Source organism: Sphingobacterium sp. BS-2 (genome assembly GCF_046161205.1).
Taxonomy (GTDB): domain Bacteria; phylum Bacteroidota; class Bacteroidia; order Sphingobacteriales; family Sphingobacteriaceae; genus Sphingobacterium; species Sphingobacterium mizutaii.
Window position 1 is genome coordinate 1 of record NZ_JBIXGO010000021.1, and the last position, 18043, is coordinate 18043.

Here is an 18043-nt window from a genome sequence, read left to right on the forward strand (position 1 = left end):
CGTGCTGTGCACCGTCCCGCTCCCCTTTTTCCTTCCCTGTTGTCAGTGGCCCTGCGGCCGTCCCTCCCTTGCGGAGTGGTGCAAAGATAGGGACAAAATACCTTCACTTCCAAGGGGGCGGGCAAAGTATTTTTCGCCAGGCGGCATAACTCGCTGTAGCATTGCCAGATAAATTTTCAGGGAGGCAGGGAAAAAGGGGCAAAAGGGAGGCTTCCCGGGCCTTTCCATGGTCTTGGCCCATCCTCGGATCCCCTCCATCCTGGTTCAAATGCATGGGGCGGGCGAATTCGATTCGCCCCTACCGTGGTGGTGATCATGGTCCATCCCTCTCGATGATCCTGTGCCGGGTCTCGGCTCCGCTCAACCATCGGAATGGTTTCTCCTCCCTACCCCATCCCACCCACATTCGGAAATCTCGCAACGCAAACCATGCCATCCCCCTCCCGATCCCCCAGCGTCCCACTTCCAACCTCGGGTACGCTACGGCCTATCCAGCTCTCTCCACCGAAGCTTTCCCGAACATGCCCCGAATGAGTCCCGAACCAGACCCCCAGAAAAACACCTCATTTATTGTATTTGATCACAAACTCGTAGCAGCCTCTTGCATTCGTTAAAAACATTTAAAAAATAGCTCTCACAAAATTTCCTCAAGCAATATTCATTATATTTAAGAAACCAATAATATATTATGGATACCACTGACCAGAAACAGCCGATCGACGTATTTCCTAGAAACCCCATCCTATTTAGGTTCTGCTTTTTATTAATAACCCTGTTTATTATCTTAATAAACAACAGCAGCTTCTTTTTCTTACTCTTTTTGGAGCGCCTTCTCGCCCCAGTCTTAACCGACCTCCTAAAGTTCCTGGCTTCAGACTTTGTGAAGATCCATGCGAACATGCCCTTTAAGAGTGGAAGCGGAGACACCACCTTGCAATGGCTACTCCTTTTATTAATAACTATAGTATCTATAATAGGATGCATCGTTTGGACCTCGATCGATCGAAAAAACAAGGTATATCCAAGATTATACTATTGGCTCACGGTACTGATCAGGTATTACATTGGAATCACCATGTTTATGTATGGCTTTGTCAAGGTATTTTCCAGCCAGTTTCCATTTCCAGATATCATCAGTCTGACCGAACCCCTGTACAAATTCTCACCGATGGGCTTGGCATGGACCTTTTATGGAGCATCGCCTGCCTATAATATATTTATAGGTATTGCCGAAATGTTGGGGATCTTGCTGCTGTTCAGAAGGACCAGCACCTTGGGTGCATTGATTATGCTAGGGGTCAGCATCAACGTGATGGCTACAAATTACTTTTATGACGTACCCGTGAAGATGGTTTCCACAGCTTTGGTCTTGTTAAGTCTTTTTCTATTGGCACCCAATATCCAAAAGTTCTATGTTCTCCTGATCAAACAGAAACCTGTACAACTCAGCAGGCCACCACAGCCAACCTTCAGCAAACGCTGGAAACGAATTGCATTTATCTCCATAAAATACCTGTTCATTATTTTGACGATCGCCTCCCTTATCCCAAGGACTCATGCAACCAGAAAGTACATGGCCCAAAGAAAGGGTGTGAAAAGTGAACTCTATGGTGCATATTATATCCCCTTTAAGGAACATCTGAACCGCAAGAAAATAAACATCCCAGACCATTGGCATTATTTAATGTTCAAAGATGAGCATACCTTATTCATTCGCGATGAGCAGATGGAGCTGGACAGTTATCAAATCATTCCCGAAAAAGACAGTAAGGAATTTAGAATCGTAGGAAAACCAAACGAACTTTCGCTGGACCTGAAATACCGATTAAAGGAGGATGGATTAATACTCATTGAAGCCGGTAGCAAGGATTCCACATCTATCTTTTTGGAAAAGATAGACATGGACAATATCGACCTCAAGACCCGGACTTTCCGCTGGGTGCAGGACTATCCTTATAATAGGTAGTTAAAAAGCATTGATGCCTGTGATGTCATTCCCCGTAATCAGGAGATGGACATCATGGGTACCCTCGTAGGTAATGACCGATTCCAGGTTCATCATGTGACGCATGATCGGATAGTCGCCGACAATGCCCATGGCACCTAAAACTTGTCTAGCTTCGCGGGCAACCTGCAATGCCATGTTCACATTATTGCGTTTAGCCATGGAAATCTGCGCGGGTGTAGCACGGTCTTCATTTTTTAACTGGCCCAATCGCCAGGACAGCAACTGCGCCTTGCTGATTTCCGTGACCATTTCAGCCAATTTCTTCTGCTGCAGCTGAAAGGAAGCAATAGGTTTCCCGAATTGCTTACGTTCCTTAGCATACTTCAAGGCCGTTTCATAACAATCTACCGCAGCGCCAATGGCTCCCCAAGAAATTCCATATCGTGCAGAATTCAGACAGGACAAAGGTCCTTTCATGGAACTAACTTCAGGAAGTACATTTTCTTGCGGTATAAAAACCTGGTCAAAGACCAGCTCCCCGGTCTTGGAAGCACGGAGTGACCATTTATTCAAAGTCTCAGGCGTACTGAAGCCCTCAAAGCCCCTTTCTACGATCACTCCACGGATCTTTTTATCCTCATCACGCGCCCATACCACGGCAATATCACAGATCGGCGCATTGGTAATCCACATTTTTGAACCTGATAGACGATATCCATCTCCATCTTTGACCAACTTGGTTTCCATGCTGGCTGGGTCAGAACCATGGTTGGGTTCGGTCAGTCCAAATGCACCGATCAGATCGCCGCTCGCTAGACGAGGCAAGAACCTGTGTTTCTGATCTTCCGAACCAAACTTATAAATCGGGAACATGACCAATGAGGATTGCACCGAAGCGGCAGAGCGGATGGCCGAATCACCAAATTCCAGCTCCTGCATAATCAAACCATAGGACATATAGTCAAGCCCTACTCCCCCATATTCTTCGGGGATAAAGGGACCAAGGGCGCCAATAGCACCCAATTTTTTCATCAGACCGGGGATCTCCTTATGCTCTTGGGCATACTGGTCGATCACCGGAACGATCTCGGATTTCACGAATTCACGGATGGCATCCCGAACCAGGAGCTGTTCAGGGCTTAATAATTCTTCTATTTGGTAGTAGTCCATGGATAATTTAGATTTATAGACAACAGGCGAAAGCAACAGAAAAAACACTGTACACAAAGCGCCAAATGCTATTCGAATCTACCGATATTAAGCTGTTTGAAAAATGACCAAAATCATCCTTGCAACAAACATTTTCGCATAACCTCCTCAAATCGCGTAGGACTTATGTTTTCCGCGCATCATCTTATGTCCAAATTACAAAATAAATTCGACCAAACCCATGTAACAACAAAATATATTCTCTATATTTATAGAAATTTCGAATAATATAAACCATATTATGACATCAAAAGAATTAAAAACACTTGGAATCGAGGTTGAAAACCTAGGGACGTCGACAGGGAGCAAATGGTTTGCTCAGGGTGAGTTGATTGAATCTTATTCGCCTACCAATGGCAAGTTAATTGCCAAGGCAAAGAGTACGACCAAGAAAGAATACGAAAAAGTAATACAAGAAGCTGAAAAGGCGAAATTGATGTGGCGCGATATTCCAGCGCCAAAGCGTGGCGAGATTGTGCGCCAATTGGGAGAGAAACTTCGTGAGTTGAAGCCGGTACTTGGAAAACTGGTTTCCTATGAAATGGGAAAATCCTACCAAGAGGGCATGGGCGAAGTACAGGAAATGATCGATATCTGTGATTTTGCAGTAGGTCTATCCAGACAATTATATGGTAATACCATCCATTCAGAAAGACCAGGTCACCGCATGTATGACCAATACCATCCACTAGGAATCGTGGGCATCATTACGGCATTCAACTTTCCGGTAGCGGTTTGGTCATGGAATGCTGCATTGGCCTTAGTATGTGGAGACGTGGTAGTTTGGAAACCGAGCGAGAAAACACCATTGTGTGCTGTAGCTTGCCAACATATCATCGCCGACATATTAAAAGCTAATAAATTACCAGAGGGTATCTCTTCGATTATTGTCGGTGATGCCGAGGTAGGGAAATGGATGTCGGAAGATGAACGCATTCCATTGGTATCAGCAACGGGATCTACCCGCATGGGTAAAGAGGTTGCCGCGGTGGTTGCGAAACGCCTGGGTAAATCCTTGTTGGAATTAGGTGGCAACAATGCCATTATCGTCAGCCCGAGTGCGGATCTAAAGATGACCATTATCGGAGCCGTGTTTGGAGCAGTGGGTACAGCGGGGCAACGTTGTACTAGTACCCGCCGATTGATCATCCACGAAAGCATCTATGACAAAGTGAAAAAATCATTGGTGGATGCCTATAAACAGATCAAAATTGGCGATCCGCTGGATAGCAATAACCACATGGGTCCATTGATCGATACCGCAGCAGTGAACATGTACCTAGAAGCTTTGGGAAAAATAAAAGCTGAAGGCGGAAAATTATTGACCAAAGGAGAAGTACTGGCTGGTGCAGGTTATGAAAGTGGTTGCTACGTGACTCCGGTTATTGCCGAAGTGGAGAACCATTACGAGATCGTGCAACATGAGACCTTTGCGCCTATCCTTTATTTAATAAAATACAGCGGTGAGGTCGATGCAGCGATTGCTTTGCAAAATGGCGTAAAACAAGGCCTTTCCTCAGCGATCATGACCAATAGCCTGCGTGAGGCAGAGTTGTTCTTGAGCCAGAACGGATCAGATTGCGGTATTGCAAATGTAAACATTGGTACATCGGGAGCTGAAATCGGTGGCGCCTTCGGGGGAGAGAAGGACACTGGCGGCGGCCGTGAATCGGGTTCGGATGCATGGAAAGTATATATGCGTAGACAAACAAATACCATCAATTATACCACTAGCCTACCATTGGCGCAGGGGATTAAATTTGATTTATAACATTTAGATTATAAACGATTATGATAAGAGAAACACATAAAAGATTAGGTAAACATATCTTGGCAGACGGTCTTCCAGTTGTCATGGACTTGGAGAAATCACATGGTTCATACATTGTAGACATCGATGGCAAGGAATATTTGGACATGTTCAGCATGTTCGCATCATCACCAGTGGGATATAACCATCCTTATATCCTAGCCAATGAAAAACAGTTGGAAAAGGTTTCCATCAATAAATTAGCCTTATCGGATATCTATCCTGATGAGTACGCTGATTTCATGGATGTCTTTGAACGCGTAGGGATTCCAAAGGAATTGAGCTATTGTTTCTTTATCGATGGTGGCGGATTGGCTGTTGAAAACGCCCTGAAAGCTGCTTTCGACTGGAAAACAAGGCTGAACCTAGCCAATGGCATCGACCAAGAGGCTAGCCAGGTCATACATTTCAAACAGGCATTCCATGGCAGGACGGGCTATACCCTTTCCTTGACCAATACCAAGGACCCAAGGAAGTACATGTATTTCCCGAAATTCAATTGGCCAAGGATCAGCAATCCGAAATTGACTTTCCCTTTAACAGAGGAGTCGGTTGCGGCAACCATTGAATTGGAAAAACAGGCTATCCAAGAAATTGAAAACGCTATTGCCAATAACCCGAATGATATCGCTTGTTTGATCTTGGAACCGATCCAAGCTGAAGGTGGTGACAATCATTTCCGCAAGGAATTCTTCATGCAGCTGAGGGAGATCTGTGACAAGAACGATATCATCTTGATTTTGGATGAGGTGCAGACCGGGATCGCCATGACAGGTAAGATGTGGTGCTATCAACACTATGGAATTGTTCCGGATGTAATTTCCTTTGGAAAGAAAACACAGGTTTGTGGCATCTTGGCCAATAAGGAGAAATTTGACCGTGTGGAAAAGAATGTTTTCCAAGAGTCTAGCCGTATCAATTCTACCTTCGGTGGCAACCTGGTTGACATGATCCGTTTCAAATTGATCTTGGAGATCATTGAGAAAGAGGGTCTGGTGAACAAAGCGGAATCATTAGGCGAATATCTTCAGGTTAAATTGATGGAGCTTGCGGAAAAGCATCCTGCCATCAGCAATGTCCGTGGAAAAGGATTGTTGGTCGCATTCGACCTTCCTAGCCCAGAAATTAGGGACAAATTTGTAGCTGACGCAATGGCAGAGAATATGTTGATCTTGGGTTGTGGTGACAGGAGCATCCGGTTCAGGCCGCACTTGACCGTGACCAAAGAGGATTTAGATAAAGCGATATCTATCGTAGATAAAGTGGTTGATTAAGTATAATTGATTATCCCGATCGAAAGGTCGGGATTTTTTTTTGTGGGTTGGTTTGGGGAAAATCTGCAGTAAGAATTGTATTGATAAATATTCAATTCGTTTGATTAAATGATTGATATTCAATTATTTGTTTTGTATTGTCCCGAGATCCTTCCTGCGAACCAATGACACGTTTGTTAAATCTGTGTTTCTAGGTATTTAGACCTATATTTCCTCTCTTGAAGAATATTTGTTATCCGCCATACATCCCCAGCGGGGATAAATTATTTTAGCATAGATGGTTAACAATATAGGGGTAATGCAAAAACGATGTTCGATTAATCGAATATCGTTTTTGCGCGACTTCCAGGCTAACGTACCATGCCAGCTAAAATAATGGAACCCCAAAAGGGGTTCTATATTTAAAAAATAAAAGAGCTAATTTATTTTCATTGCCAACATGCTGTCATCACCTTCCAATAAATTTAGTCCAAATTTTTACTTCTCAGGATGACAGCGGAAAATGGAAAATAAATATATGATTGGCATTCCGCCAATGATCTTGGTCCATCCTCCAATCCCGAACATCCTGGTTCAAAACAGTTGTATCAGGAATGAAAATCAATCATTTGTCTTGAATGGTTCCGAGACCTTTCGTTCCTCAGGCTGACACTGGAAAGTTTGATTTTTCTGCCAAAAAACTGCAAGCGCGGGTGAAATATTTTTCCACTAGAAAACTAAACCTTCTTTTTTAGTATCCTTAAACTTTTTCAGCGCTCCAATCAGACAACAACAGCCAAGCGATGCATCTTCCATCCTTATTTCCAATAGGTTATAAACCCATATTTCGCTGATTCAAAAAAGATCGGAATTTTGATAAAAATTTGCTTGAAGAGAAGGCCTGAAAATCCGAACGATTGGTGTCATTTTTGTACCTTTGTAGATTATGTCGGATATTATTCAATTGCTTCCAGATTCAGTAGCAAACCAAATCGCGGCGGGTGAAGTTGTACAACGACCAGCCTCGGCGATCAAGGAGCTATTGGAGAATGCTATTGATGCGGGAGCAGATCATATAAAACTTATTATTAAGGATGCGGGCAAGTCATTGATCCAAGTGATCGACAATGGCTGTGGGATGAGTGTAACGGATGCGCGTCTTTGTTTTGAACGTCACGCAACTTCCAAAATCCGAAAAGCCGAAGACCTTTTCGCTATCCGGACCATGGGCTTCCGTGGGGAGGCTATGGCTTCTATTGCCGCTATCGCCCACGTGGAACTTAAGAGCAGACGTATTGAGGATGAGCTTGGTACGGTGATAGAAATTGAAGGTTCGGAGGTTATCCAACAATACCCAGATCAGGCTCCAGCGGGGACCAGCATCTCGGTAAAGAACCTATTCTATAATATTCCGGCAAGAAGGAATTTCTTGAAGAGCAATTCTGTCGAATTGAGGCATATCATTGATGAATTTCAACGTATTGCTTTAGCACATCCTGATATTTTCTTCACTTTCCATAGCGATGGCAATGAAATGTTCCATTTGCCGAAGGAAACATTAAAGCAAAGGATCGTCCACCTGTTTGGCAACAACTATAACCAAAGGCTGGTACCTGTTGAGGAGACTACCAGTATTTTGAACATCAAAGGATTTATCGGTAAACCGGAATTTGCGAAGAAGACCCGAGGGGAGCAATTCTTCTTTGTCAATAACCGCTTTATCAAGGACCCTTATCTAAACCATGCGGTGCTGAATGCCTATGAGGAAATCCTGCCTGCGGATACATTTCCGCTCTACGTGCTGTTCATTGATATCGATCCTTCGAAAATCGACATCAACGTGCACCCTACCAAAACGGAAATCAAGTATGAAGACGAGAAAGCGATCTATGCCATCTTGCGGTCTGCGGTAAAGCGTAGCATCGGAAGGTATAACATCGCTCCATCCTTGGATTTTGAGCAGGAGACCGGCTTCAATGACCTGATCACACCAAAACCTTTGGAGGAGATCCAGGCCCCTACCATCAATTTTAATCCAAACTTTAATCCTTTTGATGATGGGATGCCAAAGCAACCGAGAAGGTATACCTATCCGGAGCAAATCGAAAGAAAGACCAGCATTCCCCAGAATTGGGACAGCCTATACGAGATTACCGAAACGGAAGAAACGGAGCAATTAAGCCTGTTGCCGGAGGAAAAAGAGGCGAGATCGGAGGCCGAAATCATTCAGCCATCAGACCAACCGAAGAAGCAATTTTTTCAATTGCACAATCGTTATATAGTATCGCAAATCCATTCGGGTTTTATGTTGATCGATCAGCAGGCTGCACATGAGCGAATTCTGTTTGAACAGTTCCAGCAACAATTGCAGCATAACCAGGGTTCAAGCCAGCAAAGTTTGTTTCCACAGACCATTGAGTTGAATTCAGCCGATTTTGCTTTGGTACAGGAGATTCTTCCTGAAATCCATGCGTTGGGATTTCAGTTGCGACCATTCGGGAAAACTACGTATATTGTAGATGGTATTCCTGCAGATCTAGAAAACATCAATGAAGGGCAGATCATTGAAAAATTATTGGAAGATTTCAAGAATCTGAGTGATCTACGCCTAAACAAAAGAGAGAGACTGGCAAAAAGCTTAGCCAAGAATGCAGCCATCAAACCGGGAACAAAACTGGAGAATGAAGGCATGGCAGAATTGATTGACAAACTGTTTGCCTGTGAGTCGCCAAATATTTCGCTTTCTGGGAAACCTGTCATCATCACATACACCTTGCAGGAGCTGGCAGAACGCTTTGGCAGGAATATTTAATTTTGAAATTAAGATATGAATAACCTTTTCGGCAATTTACCAACAGTTACAAAGAATCTATTGATCATCAATATCATCTGTTTTATTGGGTCGATGATTTTTAAGCAGGCCACAACTTTCTTTGGTGTGTTCTATCCGGACTCCCCATTCTTTAAGATTTGGCAAGTCATCACCTACATGTTCATGCATGGAAGTTTTGCGCATATCTTTTTCAATATGTTTGCCTTAGTGATGTTTGGCGGGGTGATTGAGCGTATTTTGGGACCAAAGAAGTACTTAAACTACTACCTGATCAGTGGACTAGGCGCATTGGTATTGCAATATGGTATCCAAGCGATTGAGGTTTACAATATCGCTGGAACCGTGAGAGCTTCTCAATTTCTGAACTTTAACTTCACAAGCGGAATGGTTTCGACCAATCTGCCGATCAGCAAAGATCAATTGGACACCTTACTTTCCATTTATGGAACGCCATTGGTTGGTGCTTCTGGAGCGATCTACGGATTATTATTGGCTTATGGATACCTATTCCCTAATGCCGAGATAATGCTGATCTTCTTGCCTATCCCGATCAAAGCAAAATATTTCATTCCCATCTTGATCGTTATCGAGATCTTTTTAGGTTTTTCAAACTCGGGCGGCTCAATTGCCCACTTAGCACATGTGGGCGGAGCGTTATTTGGATTTATCCTGTTAAAAATTTGGGGTATCAGAAGAACAAATTATTATTAAGATTGTATCCTAAGATATGAAAAAGGAAAACGGCATAAAGATGTTCTTAAGGACTACCTATCAAACAGGTTCTCCTATCCCCTATATCATCTCGTTTCAAATATTCGTATTTATCCTGATTCATATTGCGGATCTTTTGGTAGACCTAGGAGTCATCCAGTTTCCACTGTACGACTGGTTGCTCAGTAATTTGACCTTACCGAACAGTTTTTCGGCATTTATCCTGAAACCTTGGACCTTATTGACCTATCCATTTGTATACATCGGACTGTTCAATGTCGTATTCGACTGTTTATGGCTATACTGGATGGGCAGTACGTTTTTAAATTTCCTGAACAAGAGGCAGTTGATGACGGTTTTCTTGGGGGCTTTTGCCATTTCGGGCATCAGTTTCTTAGCGCTTTCTGAAATCAATTTCCTAGCAAAAGGACCGATCCCATATCTGTTTTCAAATTCCATGGGGCTTGCAGCCATAGTAGCCAGTCTATTGGTGCTGACTCCCAAAATGGAAATCAGATTGTTCCTGTTTGGGATTGTCAAGTTCCGTACTATTGCCATCATATTCTTAGCGCTGCAGCTCTTGTTCTATGTATTCGCCAACCGAGCGGCAGCGGCAGCATTTCCGTTAGCCATCTTATGGGGCATGACTTTTATGTACCAATTGCAGGCAGGCCGGGACTTGAGCAAATTATTTGTATACCAACCCAAAAAGAAACTTCGCGTGCTGCACTCAGTTAAAAAAACACCAACATATAAAAGCTACAAAGGCGATTTACCTAACCAAGAGGTAATAGATGAAATTTTGGATAAAATTTCTCAAAATGGTTATGAAAGTCTATCTTCACGGGAAAAAGAAATACTGTTCAGGGTAAGCAGAGAAGAGCAAGAATAATGTTGATTAAAAAAAAGAATTTAGGTTTCTTTAGCAAGACCGTTATGCTGGCCAACCTGGCTGCCATAGCTGTTCTTTTTTTATGTTATTCGGCCTCCATTATTAACCCTAAATCCTTCTGGCCAATATCATTCCTCGGCCTGGGTTATCTACCCATCTTATTGATCAATCTAGGTTTTATTTTCTATTGGATCCTTCGTAAACCGAAGTATTCCCTTTTCTCCTTGATCGCCATCTTGATCGGTTGGAACCTGATGACCAAACATGTCACTTTCAATTCTCCTGACCCAGTGGTCAAGAATGACTCTTCCCTTCGTGTGATGACCTATAATGTGCACATGCTTGAAGCAGTCGAGAAAACGGATAAGCCGGCAAAGGATGAGTTCACTGATGTCATCAAAGAGGTCGATCCGGATATATTATGCATACAGGAGTTCAGCAGCACCATCAAAGGGAACAAGAGATTCAGCGAAAAGATCAAATCGAAGATCAATTTTGATAGTTATTATTTCGCGCCTTCCCAACAGAATGAATACGATGCCTATGGGCAGGTCATATTTTCAAAGTTCCCGATCATCAATTCTGGTTTGATCAAGAAAAATGAATATGGCATCAACCGGGTAATCTATGTTGATATTGTGAAAAACCAGGACACGGTACGTGTCTATAATGTTCACCTCCGTTCATTTGGCTTGCAAAATGAGGATAAGGAGTTCATCCAGAATCCTAAGACGGGAGATGGTATGGAGGAAACAAAGACCAAGCAAGTTGGCCGAAAGCTGAAATGGGCTTTTGAACAACGCAGTGATCAAGCGGAGTCGCTGTCTGCTCACATGCAGGAAACCAAGATCCCAAAGATCGTGATGGGTGATTTTAATGACACCCCGATGTCCTATTCGGTTAATTTGATTGGCAAGGGCATGAAGAATGCATTTCAAGAAAAGGGCAATGGTTGGGGCGTGACCCATTTTGAATTATTGCCAATCTTGCAAATTGATTATATCTTTTGTGAGAATAACTTTACGGTGAATAATTATAAGGTAGTCAAGAAAAAGCTTTCGGACCACTACCCTATTTATGCCGATCTAAGGATAAATTAGGTCTTATTGCCCTCAATTTGCTCAAGTGCAGATTCTACAAAGGCATCATATCGATTTTTGACCTTGTAATAGGCTTCCCTTCCAAAGTAATACCTTCCCAATAAAGCTTCAATATCACTTTGAATCAGGTCGTGAAGATCTCTTTGCTTGCTAGCTGAAATGTTCCAGCCCCTATCGGTCAAGAAGCTGATAAAGCTATTGTATTCAGAAACCGGCAGGTTATAGCCTTGCAGGAAGTTTTCAATGGAATAGGCCGGCAATTTCTTGGTGAATCGGCTATAAACGAATTGTTCGATCAGGCTGGATTGGACCAGGTCTTTGTACAACAGGCTCACCTCATTGGAATCGACGGGGATAATGACGTCGGGCACAATACCTCCTCCACTGAAGAGTTTCTTTCCTAATTTAGTTTGGTAGGATTGGGCATGGGCATAAGTCGTATCCAAAGACCACAGGCCTTTGTACATATTGACATAATCGTTCATAATCGTCCAATTAGGACTGTATTTCCGTTGAATGCTACGACCCAGGGGTGTGTAATACCTTGCAATACTGAGGTTGATGGTGGATCCATCGGAGAAATCGAAGAGCTCTTGGACAGTCGCTTTCCCATAGGTTCTCCTTCCGATAATTGTTCCGCGATCCCAATCTTGTACGGCTCCGGAAACGACCTCACTGGCAGACGCCGTTCTTTCGTTGACCAAGAGTACCAATTTACCTTGGCTGTAGGTCCCTTTCCCTTCGGAAAGATAATCTAATCGGTCTTCGTGGGCACCTTCAGTATAGACCATCAAACGCTGATCAGGAAAGAATTCGCTTGCCATCTTAATGGCAATATGGAAATATCCGCCTCCATTGTCCCTTAAGTCAAGAATCAAGCTTTTTGCGCCTTGCTTTTTAAGGTCAATGACTGCGTTTTTAAATTCTTCTGCTGTCTTTAAAGAGAATCTGCGAATGCGGATAAAACCAATGGTGGGTTTGATCATATAGGCTACATCCAAAGAGCTCACATTAATCTGGTCACGAATGGCCTTTAGTGGTCCCGGCAATTTGATGGAATCCCTTTCGATCACCATGGAAACTACCGAACCTCGCTTTCCTCGCATTAGCTTTTCCACCTCATCTTTACTGACAGAGGTACCTGCTACATCACGTTTTCCAATCTTCAGGATTCGGTCCCCAACTTTGAAACCGCCTTTATCTGCAGGTCCATTGGTAATGACCCCCACGACCAATAAAGTGTCGTTCATGCTGAAGTATTCCATACCGATACCCTCGAAGGTACCTTCTAGGACTTCGCTCTGGCTCTTTGATTCATTCGGTGTTAGAAACGTGGAATAGGGGTCTAAGTGGGAAATAATATGGTTAATGGCTCCATTTTGGACCGAGTCCATATTGATGCTATCTACATATCGATTGGAAATCAGGTCGACGACCTGCTGTATTTTATAGGAATTATCAGACAGACCAATAGGCACTAGGGACCCGCCGGTATTGAATCCTTGTTGATCAGAATAATTCTGGCCTAGGATCAATCCCAATAATAGGGTGGCGGCATAAGTTGCTGCAACAAAAATATTTCGTTTTCTACCTTTTTGCATTTACGGTCTGGTCCGCAAAATTAATGAATAACCAATTGTTTAAAAGAAATTTATAATAAATATTTTATAACAATTAACAGTCCAAAAAGCACCTTGAAGCATAATATCTCCGCAATTTTCAATAATTTTACAGTTAGATGCATGAATTGGAACCATATTACAACTGGCGAGACTATTATATAGCCTCAGAGGATGAACGTAGTCCATTCTTTGGGACTGTTTATAGTGAGTTTGAATACGATAAAAAAATCTACAATTACCTCCTTCATCCGCAATGGGATTACTTTGGTTCCCAGACCCTTTACCTGAAGATCTTATACGCCGATTACGACAGAAGATACTGTATCATTGAGTTTATCGGTGAATGGAACGATGCTATTTACAATGATATCATGGTCCTTAAGAGGGAGCTGATCGACCTATTGATCGAAGAGGGCATCAACAAGTTTATCCTGATCGGTGAAAATATCCTGAATTTCCATGCTTCGGATGACTCCTATTATGAGGAATGGTTCAATGACATCGAGGATGGCTGGATCGCTGGAATTGACTTCCGCGAGCATGTGATCAAGGAGTTCGTGGACAACCATATAGACTACTATATCAATTTCGGCGAATACCTCAACAACTTTCCTTGGCGTACCTTAAAACCGAAACAGGTATATCATCATATCGAGGAACATATACAAAAGAGATTATCCTAAAATATAGGGTATTAGGCTGGCTTATTTTAGCTTAATTCTCTATTTTTCCTTAGATTTGCCTATCAAAACATTGTAATTATGTCATTCAGAATAGAAAAAGACACCATGGGTGAAGTTCAGGTTCCAGCGGACAAATACTGGGGTGCACAAACTGAACGTTCTAGAAACAACTTTAAAATCGGGCCGGCAGCTTCTATGCCACACGAAATCATCGAAGGATTTGCTTACTTGAAAAAAGCAGCTGCTTATGCAAACTGCGAATTAGGTGTATTAGCGCAAGAAAAGCGTGATGCAATCGCTGCAGTATGTGATGAGATCCTTGCTGGAAAGCTTGACGATCAATTCCCTTTGGTAATCTGGCAAACAGGTTCGGGAACCCAATCCAACATGAATGTCAATGAGGTTGTTGCTAACCGTGCTCAGGTATTAGCTGGTGGTAAAATAGGCGAAGGTGAACCGGTGTTGAAAGCTAATGACGATGTAAATAAATCACAATCTTCAAACGATACATTCCCAACAGGTATGCACATTGCAGCTTACAAAGCGGTGGTAGAAGTAACTATCCCTGGCGTTGAGAAATTACGTGATACCTTGAAGAAAAAATCTGAGGAGTTCATGAATGTAGTGAAAATCGGCCGTACCCACTTAATGGATGCGACTCCACTTACTTTAGGTCAAGAACTTTCTGGATATGTGGCTCAATTGAACTACGGCATCAAAGCTGTAAAAAACACTTTAGCGCACCTTTCTGAATTAGCATTAGGTGGTACTGCTGTAGGTACTGGATTAAATACTCCTAAAGGCTATGATGTATTGGTAGCTAAATATATCGCTCAATTCACAGGCTTGCCATTTGTGACTGCTGAGAATAAATTTGAAGCATTAGCTGCGCACGATGCTATCGTAGAAACTCACGGTGCATTGAAACAATTAGCAGTTTCCTTGAATAAGATTGCAAATGATATCCGTATGCTGGCTTCTGGTCCTCGTTCAGGAATCGGTGAGATCTTGATCCCAGAAAACGAACCAGGTTCTTCTATCATGCCAGGAAAAGTAAACCCTACGCAATGTGAAGCATTGACTATGGTAGCGGCTCAAGTAATGGGTAATGATGTAGCAATTACTATTGGAGGTACACAAGGTCATTACGAGTTGAACGTGTTCAAACCAGTGATGGCAGCAAACTTCCTTCAATCGGCTAGATTGATCGGTGATGCATGTGTATCTTTTGAAGAGCACTGTGCAATTGGAATTGAGCCAAACTACGACCGTATCAAACAATTAGTAGACAACTCCTTGATGTTGGTTACGGCTTTGAATACCAAGATCGGTTACTATAAAGCTGCTGAAATTGCTCAAACAGCACATAAAAACAATTCTACCTTGAAAGAGACAGCTATCAAATTAGGTTATGTAACTGCTGAAGAATTTGACGAGTGGGTGAAACCTGAGGAGATGGTAGGTAGCTTAAAATAACATAGTGAATAAACAGAATAAAACATATTCTCAATTAAAAGCATACTTATCGATTGTGATGGGTATGCTTTTTATATTCTCAAGTTGCCAAAGGCATTCTGATATGCAAGGCGAAGGCGAAGCTTATCTGCAAGGGGTCTGGGTACAGGATAGCATACCTGGACAAGAACAGATGTTGAACTATACGCTCCATGAGTTTAAGTTCACTTGTGATTCGGTTTATGCCATTATGCATGTTAAGAACGATGTGAAGAGCATCCCAGATAGCTGCTATAAGGAAGGAAAATGGACCGAATACGCCAAGGCGGTATATTCGGTACGTGCTGATAGCATGATCGTCGAAGGTGTTTACACTAAAGAAAATGGAAAACAAAAGATTTCTGGCTGCTACAGACAGGGGCCTTATGTACCAAGGTTCTTGATAAAATCTAAAAGCAAAGATAGCTTGGTATTGGAAAACAAATTTGATAGCAGACCTATCGTATTGAGAAAAACAGCAGACATTACCTGTGTTCCCAAGAAACGTTGGGAATTATAGATAAAAGAAAAAGCCAAGGTATCCCTTGGCTTTTTCTTTTATGTTTTAAATCTTAATTTATCAACCTATTATCATCGGAAGACTTTAAGATATGATTCTTAAGTTCTGTTTCGGCCACCAATAACTCTCCTTCTGCTACCTTACGCTTCTCGCGACCTTCACGTTGAATTCGCAAGACTTCTTCGATAGTGGTGATGATATCGGTATTTGCTTTCTTGATAGTGTCCATATCAATGATTCCACGCTCTGTCTCCTTGGCAACATTGATGGTTGCTTCTTTCAACATTTCTGAGTTTCTCTTCAGCAATTCATTGGTTGCATCCGTCACTGCTCTTTGTGCTTCCAAGGCACTTTGCGCATGAGCTATACCTAGTGTTAGCACCATCTGGTTCTTCCATAAAGGAAGCGTATTTACAATACTGGATTGAATTTTTTCCATCAAGGAGCTACTATTGCTTTGAATCATCCTGATCTGCGGAGCAGTTTGCAGGACTACCATACGAGTAAGTTTCAGATCATGGACCTTACGTTCGAAGCGCACGACATGCTGTTCCATATCCTTATACTCTTGGACTTTATGCTGGTCACCGGTTGCTTCTGCTTCTGCTTTCAAGGCAGGTAAAGTATTGGTCAGCACTTCATGAAGTTTCTCCTCTCCTGCTTGGATATGAAGAGAAAGGTCCTTGAAATATTGTTGGTTCTGAACAAACAACTTATCAAAGATATTGACATCCTTCGCTAGGTTTTTATAATGTCCTTCCAGTTTCAACTCAATGGAGTGAATATTCTTTTCAACTGAAGCATACTCTGTACGCATTCTTCCAATTTTCTTTTTGAGGTTATCAAAGAATGGCAATAAAGGTTTCTTATTCACCTTTTCATCAAATTCACGGATTTCAGAACGTAGATTGACCAAAATATCCTCAGCACCTCCTAAATCTTTTGTACGAACTTGTTTCAAGATCTCATTCGAAAAGTTGCTCACATTACTTTGCGTCCCTACTCCAAACTGAATGATGTCCGTCGTAGAGGTCAAATTAATTTTGTCTTTATATTGCTTGATTAATTGTTTTTCCTCTTCTGAGAAATTCACTTTCACCTCTGAGGGCTTATTCTGGTTTTGATCATCGTCCAGATGTGTCAAATCTAAATTTGCCATATTATTCTTTTAAAAGGTTTCTACTTTTCAAGGTCTGTATATAGACATCGGTTTCAGCCGACACATCTAACATTCCCATTTTAAATTGATTTGTTACTTCTTGTTCTACCGCAACCGCAGCTTGGCGTATCACGTCTTCTAATTTCTTCTTGGACTCAAAGGTCACAGCGTTATTCAACTTAGCATTTTCCAACTCATCGTATTGCATCAGCACATTTACAATGGTTGAGTGCCTAACTAAGAACTTCTCAGCTTCCCGTTTATCTTTCTTTTCCAACAATTGGAACAATCTCAATATCTTATCGATATCCTTATGGATATTATTATTGTCTATTTCTTTTCGCCAGTGCAATAGTCGCTCAACAAAAAACTGAGGCGTATCAATAGTCGGTGCGGATATCTCAAGGCGTTTTTGCGAACCTACACTGGAAATCCAATACAGATCACGGACCTCAGATAGCTCCAGCCTTTGCAGGTACGGCTTTGCCTGATTCAGTAAAAGACCATTCCCGACTACATAAGACAATACCGAACCTCCCAAAGTCAATAGCATTGCTTGGCTTAGCGTCCCAAAAAAGATAACGAAGGAAACAAGAAGACCAATCTCGACTGCCAATAGCATCCAAGCGGTAAACATCCAAGAACGTACCTTAGCTTTCTTTGCCTGCGACATCATCACCAACGGATGCACATGTATAGGCAAAGGAAGAAACATCAGGATGGATAAAAATGTCCATACCAGCTGTCTAATCTCCCAAGGTCTACTTTTTTTCGTTGCCCAACCCATTCTTTAAATTTAAATATTATTT

The 18043-nt window shown here is 42.3% G+C and carries 14 protein-coding genes; 10 read left to right on the forward strand and 4 right to left on the reverse strand.

Annotated features, from left to right (window positions below; translation table 11 throughout):
* Positions 1 to 688: 688 nt before the first annotated feature.
* Positions 689 to 1966, forward strand: coding sequence for a hypothetical protein (locus tag ACK2WI_RS16165; RefSeq protein WP_409151581.1), 1278 nt, complete (start codon positions 689 to 691; stop codon positions 1964 to 1966).
* Here the strand turns inward: ACK2WI_RS16165 and ACK2WI_RS16170 are convergent, their stop codons facing one another.
* Positions 1967 to 3118 (reverse strand): acyl-CoA dehydrogenase family protein, encoded by a 1152-nt coding sequence (locus tag ACK2WI_RS16170; protein ID WP_409151582.1) that lies wholly within the window; start codon positions 3116 to 3118, stop codon positions 1967 to 1969.
* Between the two features lie 280 nt (positions 3119 to 3398).
* Between ACK2WI_RS16170 and ACK2WI_RS16175 the strand changes: the two genes are divergently transcribed.
* The 6 genes from ACK2WI_RS16175 (at position 3399) to ACK2WI_RS16200 (ending at position 11756) form a co-directional block, all read left to right on the forward strand.
* Positions 3399 to 4928 carry an aldehyde dehydrogenase family protein gene (locus ACK2WI_RS16175; RefSeq protein WP_409151583.1) on the forward strand — a complete coding sequence of 510 codons (1530 nt, stop codon included), beginning with the start codon at positions 3399 to 3401 and terminating at the stop codon, positions 4926 to 4928.
* A gap of 20 nt (positions 4929 to 4948) precedes the next feature.
* Positions 4949 to 6241: an L-lysine 6-transaminase gene (gene lat / locus ACK2WI_RS16180; RefSeq protein WP_093101661.1), complete on the forward strand. Its 1293-nt coding sequence runs from the start codon at positions 4949 to 4951 to the stop codon at positions 6239 to 6241.
* 925 nt (positions 6242 to 7166) lie between these two features.
* Complete coding sequence (gene mutL / locus ACK2WI_RS16185; RefSeq protein WP_093101460.1) at positions 7167 to 9032, forward strand: DNA mismatch repair endonuclease MutL; 1866 nt, start codon at positions 7167 to 7169, stop codon at positions 9030 to 9032.
* A gap of 15 nt (positions 9033 to 9047) precedes the next feature.
* Entirely contained in the window at positions 9048 to 9764 is a 717-nt protein-coding gene (locus tag ACK2WI_RS16190) for a rhomboid family intramembrane serine protease (protein ID WP_093101462.1), read from the forward strand.
* A gap of 16 nt (positions 9765 to 9780) precedes the next feature.
* Positions 9781 to 10656: a rhomboid family intramembrane serine protease gene (locus tag ACK2WI_RS16195; RefSeq protein WP_409151584.1), complete on the forward strand. Its 876-nt coding sequence runs from the start codon at positions 9781 to 9783 to the stop codon at positions 10654 to 10656.
* The gene (locus ACK2WI_RS16200; RefSeq protein WP_093101466.1) at positions 10656 to 11756 is read left to right on the forward strand and encodes an endonuclease/exonuclease/phosphatase family protein; all 1101 of its coding nucleotides are present in this window, start codon (positions 10656 to 10658) and stop codon (positions 11754 to 11756) included. The genes ACK2WI_RS16195 and ACK2WI_RS16200 overlap by 1 nt, the downstream gene beginning before the upstream one ends.
* On the opposite strand, the gene ACK2WI_RS16205 is transcribed toward ACK2WI_RS16200, so the two are convergent.
* On the reverse strand, positions 11753 to 13357 hold the full coding sequence (locus ACK2WI_RS16205; protein ID WP_313368099.1) for a S41 family peptidase: 1605 nt from the start codon (positions 13355 to 13357) through the stop codon (positions 11753 to 11755). The two genes, ACK2WI_RS16200 and ACK2WI_RS16205, sit on opposite strands and share 4 nt — an antisense overlap.
* A 137-nt stretch (positions 13358 to 13494) precedes the next feature.
* Between ACK2WI_RS16205 and ACK2WI_RS16210 the strand changes: the two genes are divergently transcribed.
* The 3 genes from ACK2WI_RS16210 (at position 13495) to ACK2WI_RS16220 (ending at position 16075) form a co-directional block, all read left to right on the forward strand.
* Positions 13495 to 14061, forward strand: coding sequence for a hypothetical protein (locus ACK2WI_RS16210; RefSeq protein WP_409151585.1), 567 nt, complete (start codon positions 13495 to 13497; stop codon positions 14059 to 14061).
* A gap of 78 nt (positions 14062 to 14139) precedes the next feature.
* Positions 14140 to 15537 carry a class II fumarate hydratase gene (gene fumC / locus ACK2WI_RS16215; protein WP_093101471.1) on the forward strand — a complete coding sequence of 466 codons (1398 nt, stop codon included), beginning with the start codon at positions 14140 to 14142 and terminating at the stop codon, positions 15535 to 15537.
* Positions 15538 to 15601: 64 nt separating this feature from the next.
* The gene (locus tag ACK2WI_RS16220) at positions 15602 to 16075 is read left to right on the forward strand and encodes a fumarate hydratase (RefSeq protein ID WP_409151586.1); all 474 of its coding nucleotides are present in this window, start codon (positions 15602 to 15604) and stop codon (positions 16073 to 16075) included.
* Between the two features lie 52 nt (positions 16076 to 16127).
* On the opposite strand, the gene ACK2WI_RS16225 is transcribed toward ACK2WI_RS16220, so the two are convergent.
* The gene (locus ACK2WI_RS16225; protein ID WP_093101475.1) at positions 16128 to 17234 is read right to left on the reverse strand and encodes a toxic anion resistance protein; all 1107 of its coding nucleotides are present in this window, start codon (positions 17232 to 17234) and stop codon (positions 16128 to 16130) included.
* A gap of 1 nt (position 17235) precedes the next feature.
* Positions 17236 to 18021, reverse strand: coding sequence for a hypothetical protein (locus ACK2WI_RS16230; protein ID WP_093101477.1), 786 nt, complete (start codon positions 18019 to 18021; stop codon positions 17236 to 17238).
* Positions 18022 to 18043 lie beyond the last annotated feature (22 nt).

Coding starts and splice junctions, on each gene's coding strand:
- ACK2WI_RS16165 (WP_409151581.1), top strand. CDS start 689: ATGGATACCACTGACCAGAAACAGCCGATCGACGTATTTCCTAGAAAC.
- ACK2WI_RS16170 (WP_409151582.1), bottom strand. CDS start 3,118: ATGGACTACTACCAAATAGAAGAATTATTAAGCCCTGAACAGCTCCTG.
- ACK2WI_RS16175 (WP_409151583.1), top strand. CDS start 3,399: ATGACATCAAAAGAATTAAAAACACTTGGAATCGAGGTTGAAAACCTA.
- lat (WP_093101661.1), top strand. CDS start 4,949: ATGATAAGAGAAACACATAAAAGATTAGGTAAACATATCTTGGCAGAC.
- mutL (WP_093101460.1), top strand. CDS start 7,167: ATGTCGGATATTATTCAATTGCTTCCAGATTCAGTAGCAAACCAAATC.
- ACK2WI_RS16190 (WP_093101462.1), top strand. CDS start 9,048: ATGAATAACCTTTTCGGCAATTTACCAACAGTTACAAAGAATCTATTG.
- ACK2WI_RS16195 (WP_409151584.1), top strand. CDS start 9,781: ATGAAAAAGGAAAACGGCATAAAGATGTTCTTAAGGACTACCTATCAA.
- ACK2WI_RS16200 (WP_093101466.1), top strand. CDS start 10,656: ATGTTGATTAAAAAAAAGAATTTAGGTTTCTTTAGCAAGACCGTTATG.
- ACK2WI_RS16205 (WP_313368099.1), bottom strand. CDS start 13,357: ATGCAAAAAGGTAGAAAACGAAATATTTTTGTTGCAGCAACTTATGCC.
- ACK2WI_RS16210 (WP_409151585.1), top strand. CDS start 13,495: ATGCATGAATTGGAACCATATTACAACTGGCGAGACTATTATATAGCC.
- fumC (WP_093101471.1), top strand. CDS start 14,140: ATGTCATTCAGAATAGAAAAAGACACCATGGGTGAAGTTCAGGTTCCA.
- ACK2WI_RS16220 (WP_409151586.1), top strand. CDS start 15,602: ATGCTTTTTATATTCTCAAGTTGCCAAAGGCATTCTGATATGCAAGGC.
- ACK2WI_RS16225 (WP_093101475.1), bottom strand. CDS start 17,234: ATGGCAAATTTAGATTTGACACATCTGGACGATGATCAAAACCAGAAT.
- ACK2WI_RS16230 (WP_093101477.1), bottom strand. CDS start 18,021: ATGGGTTGGGCAACGAAAAAAAGTAGACCTTGGGAGATTAGACAGCTG.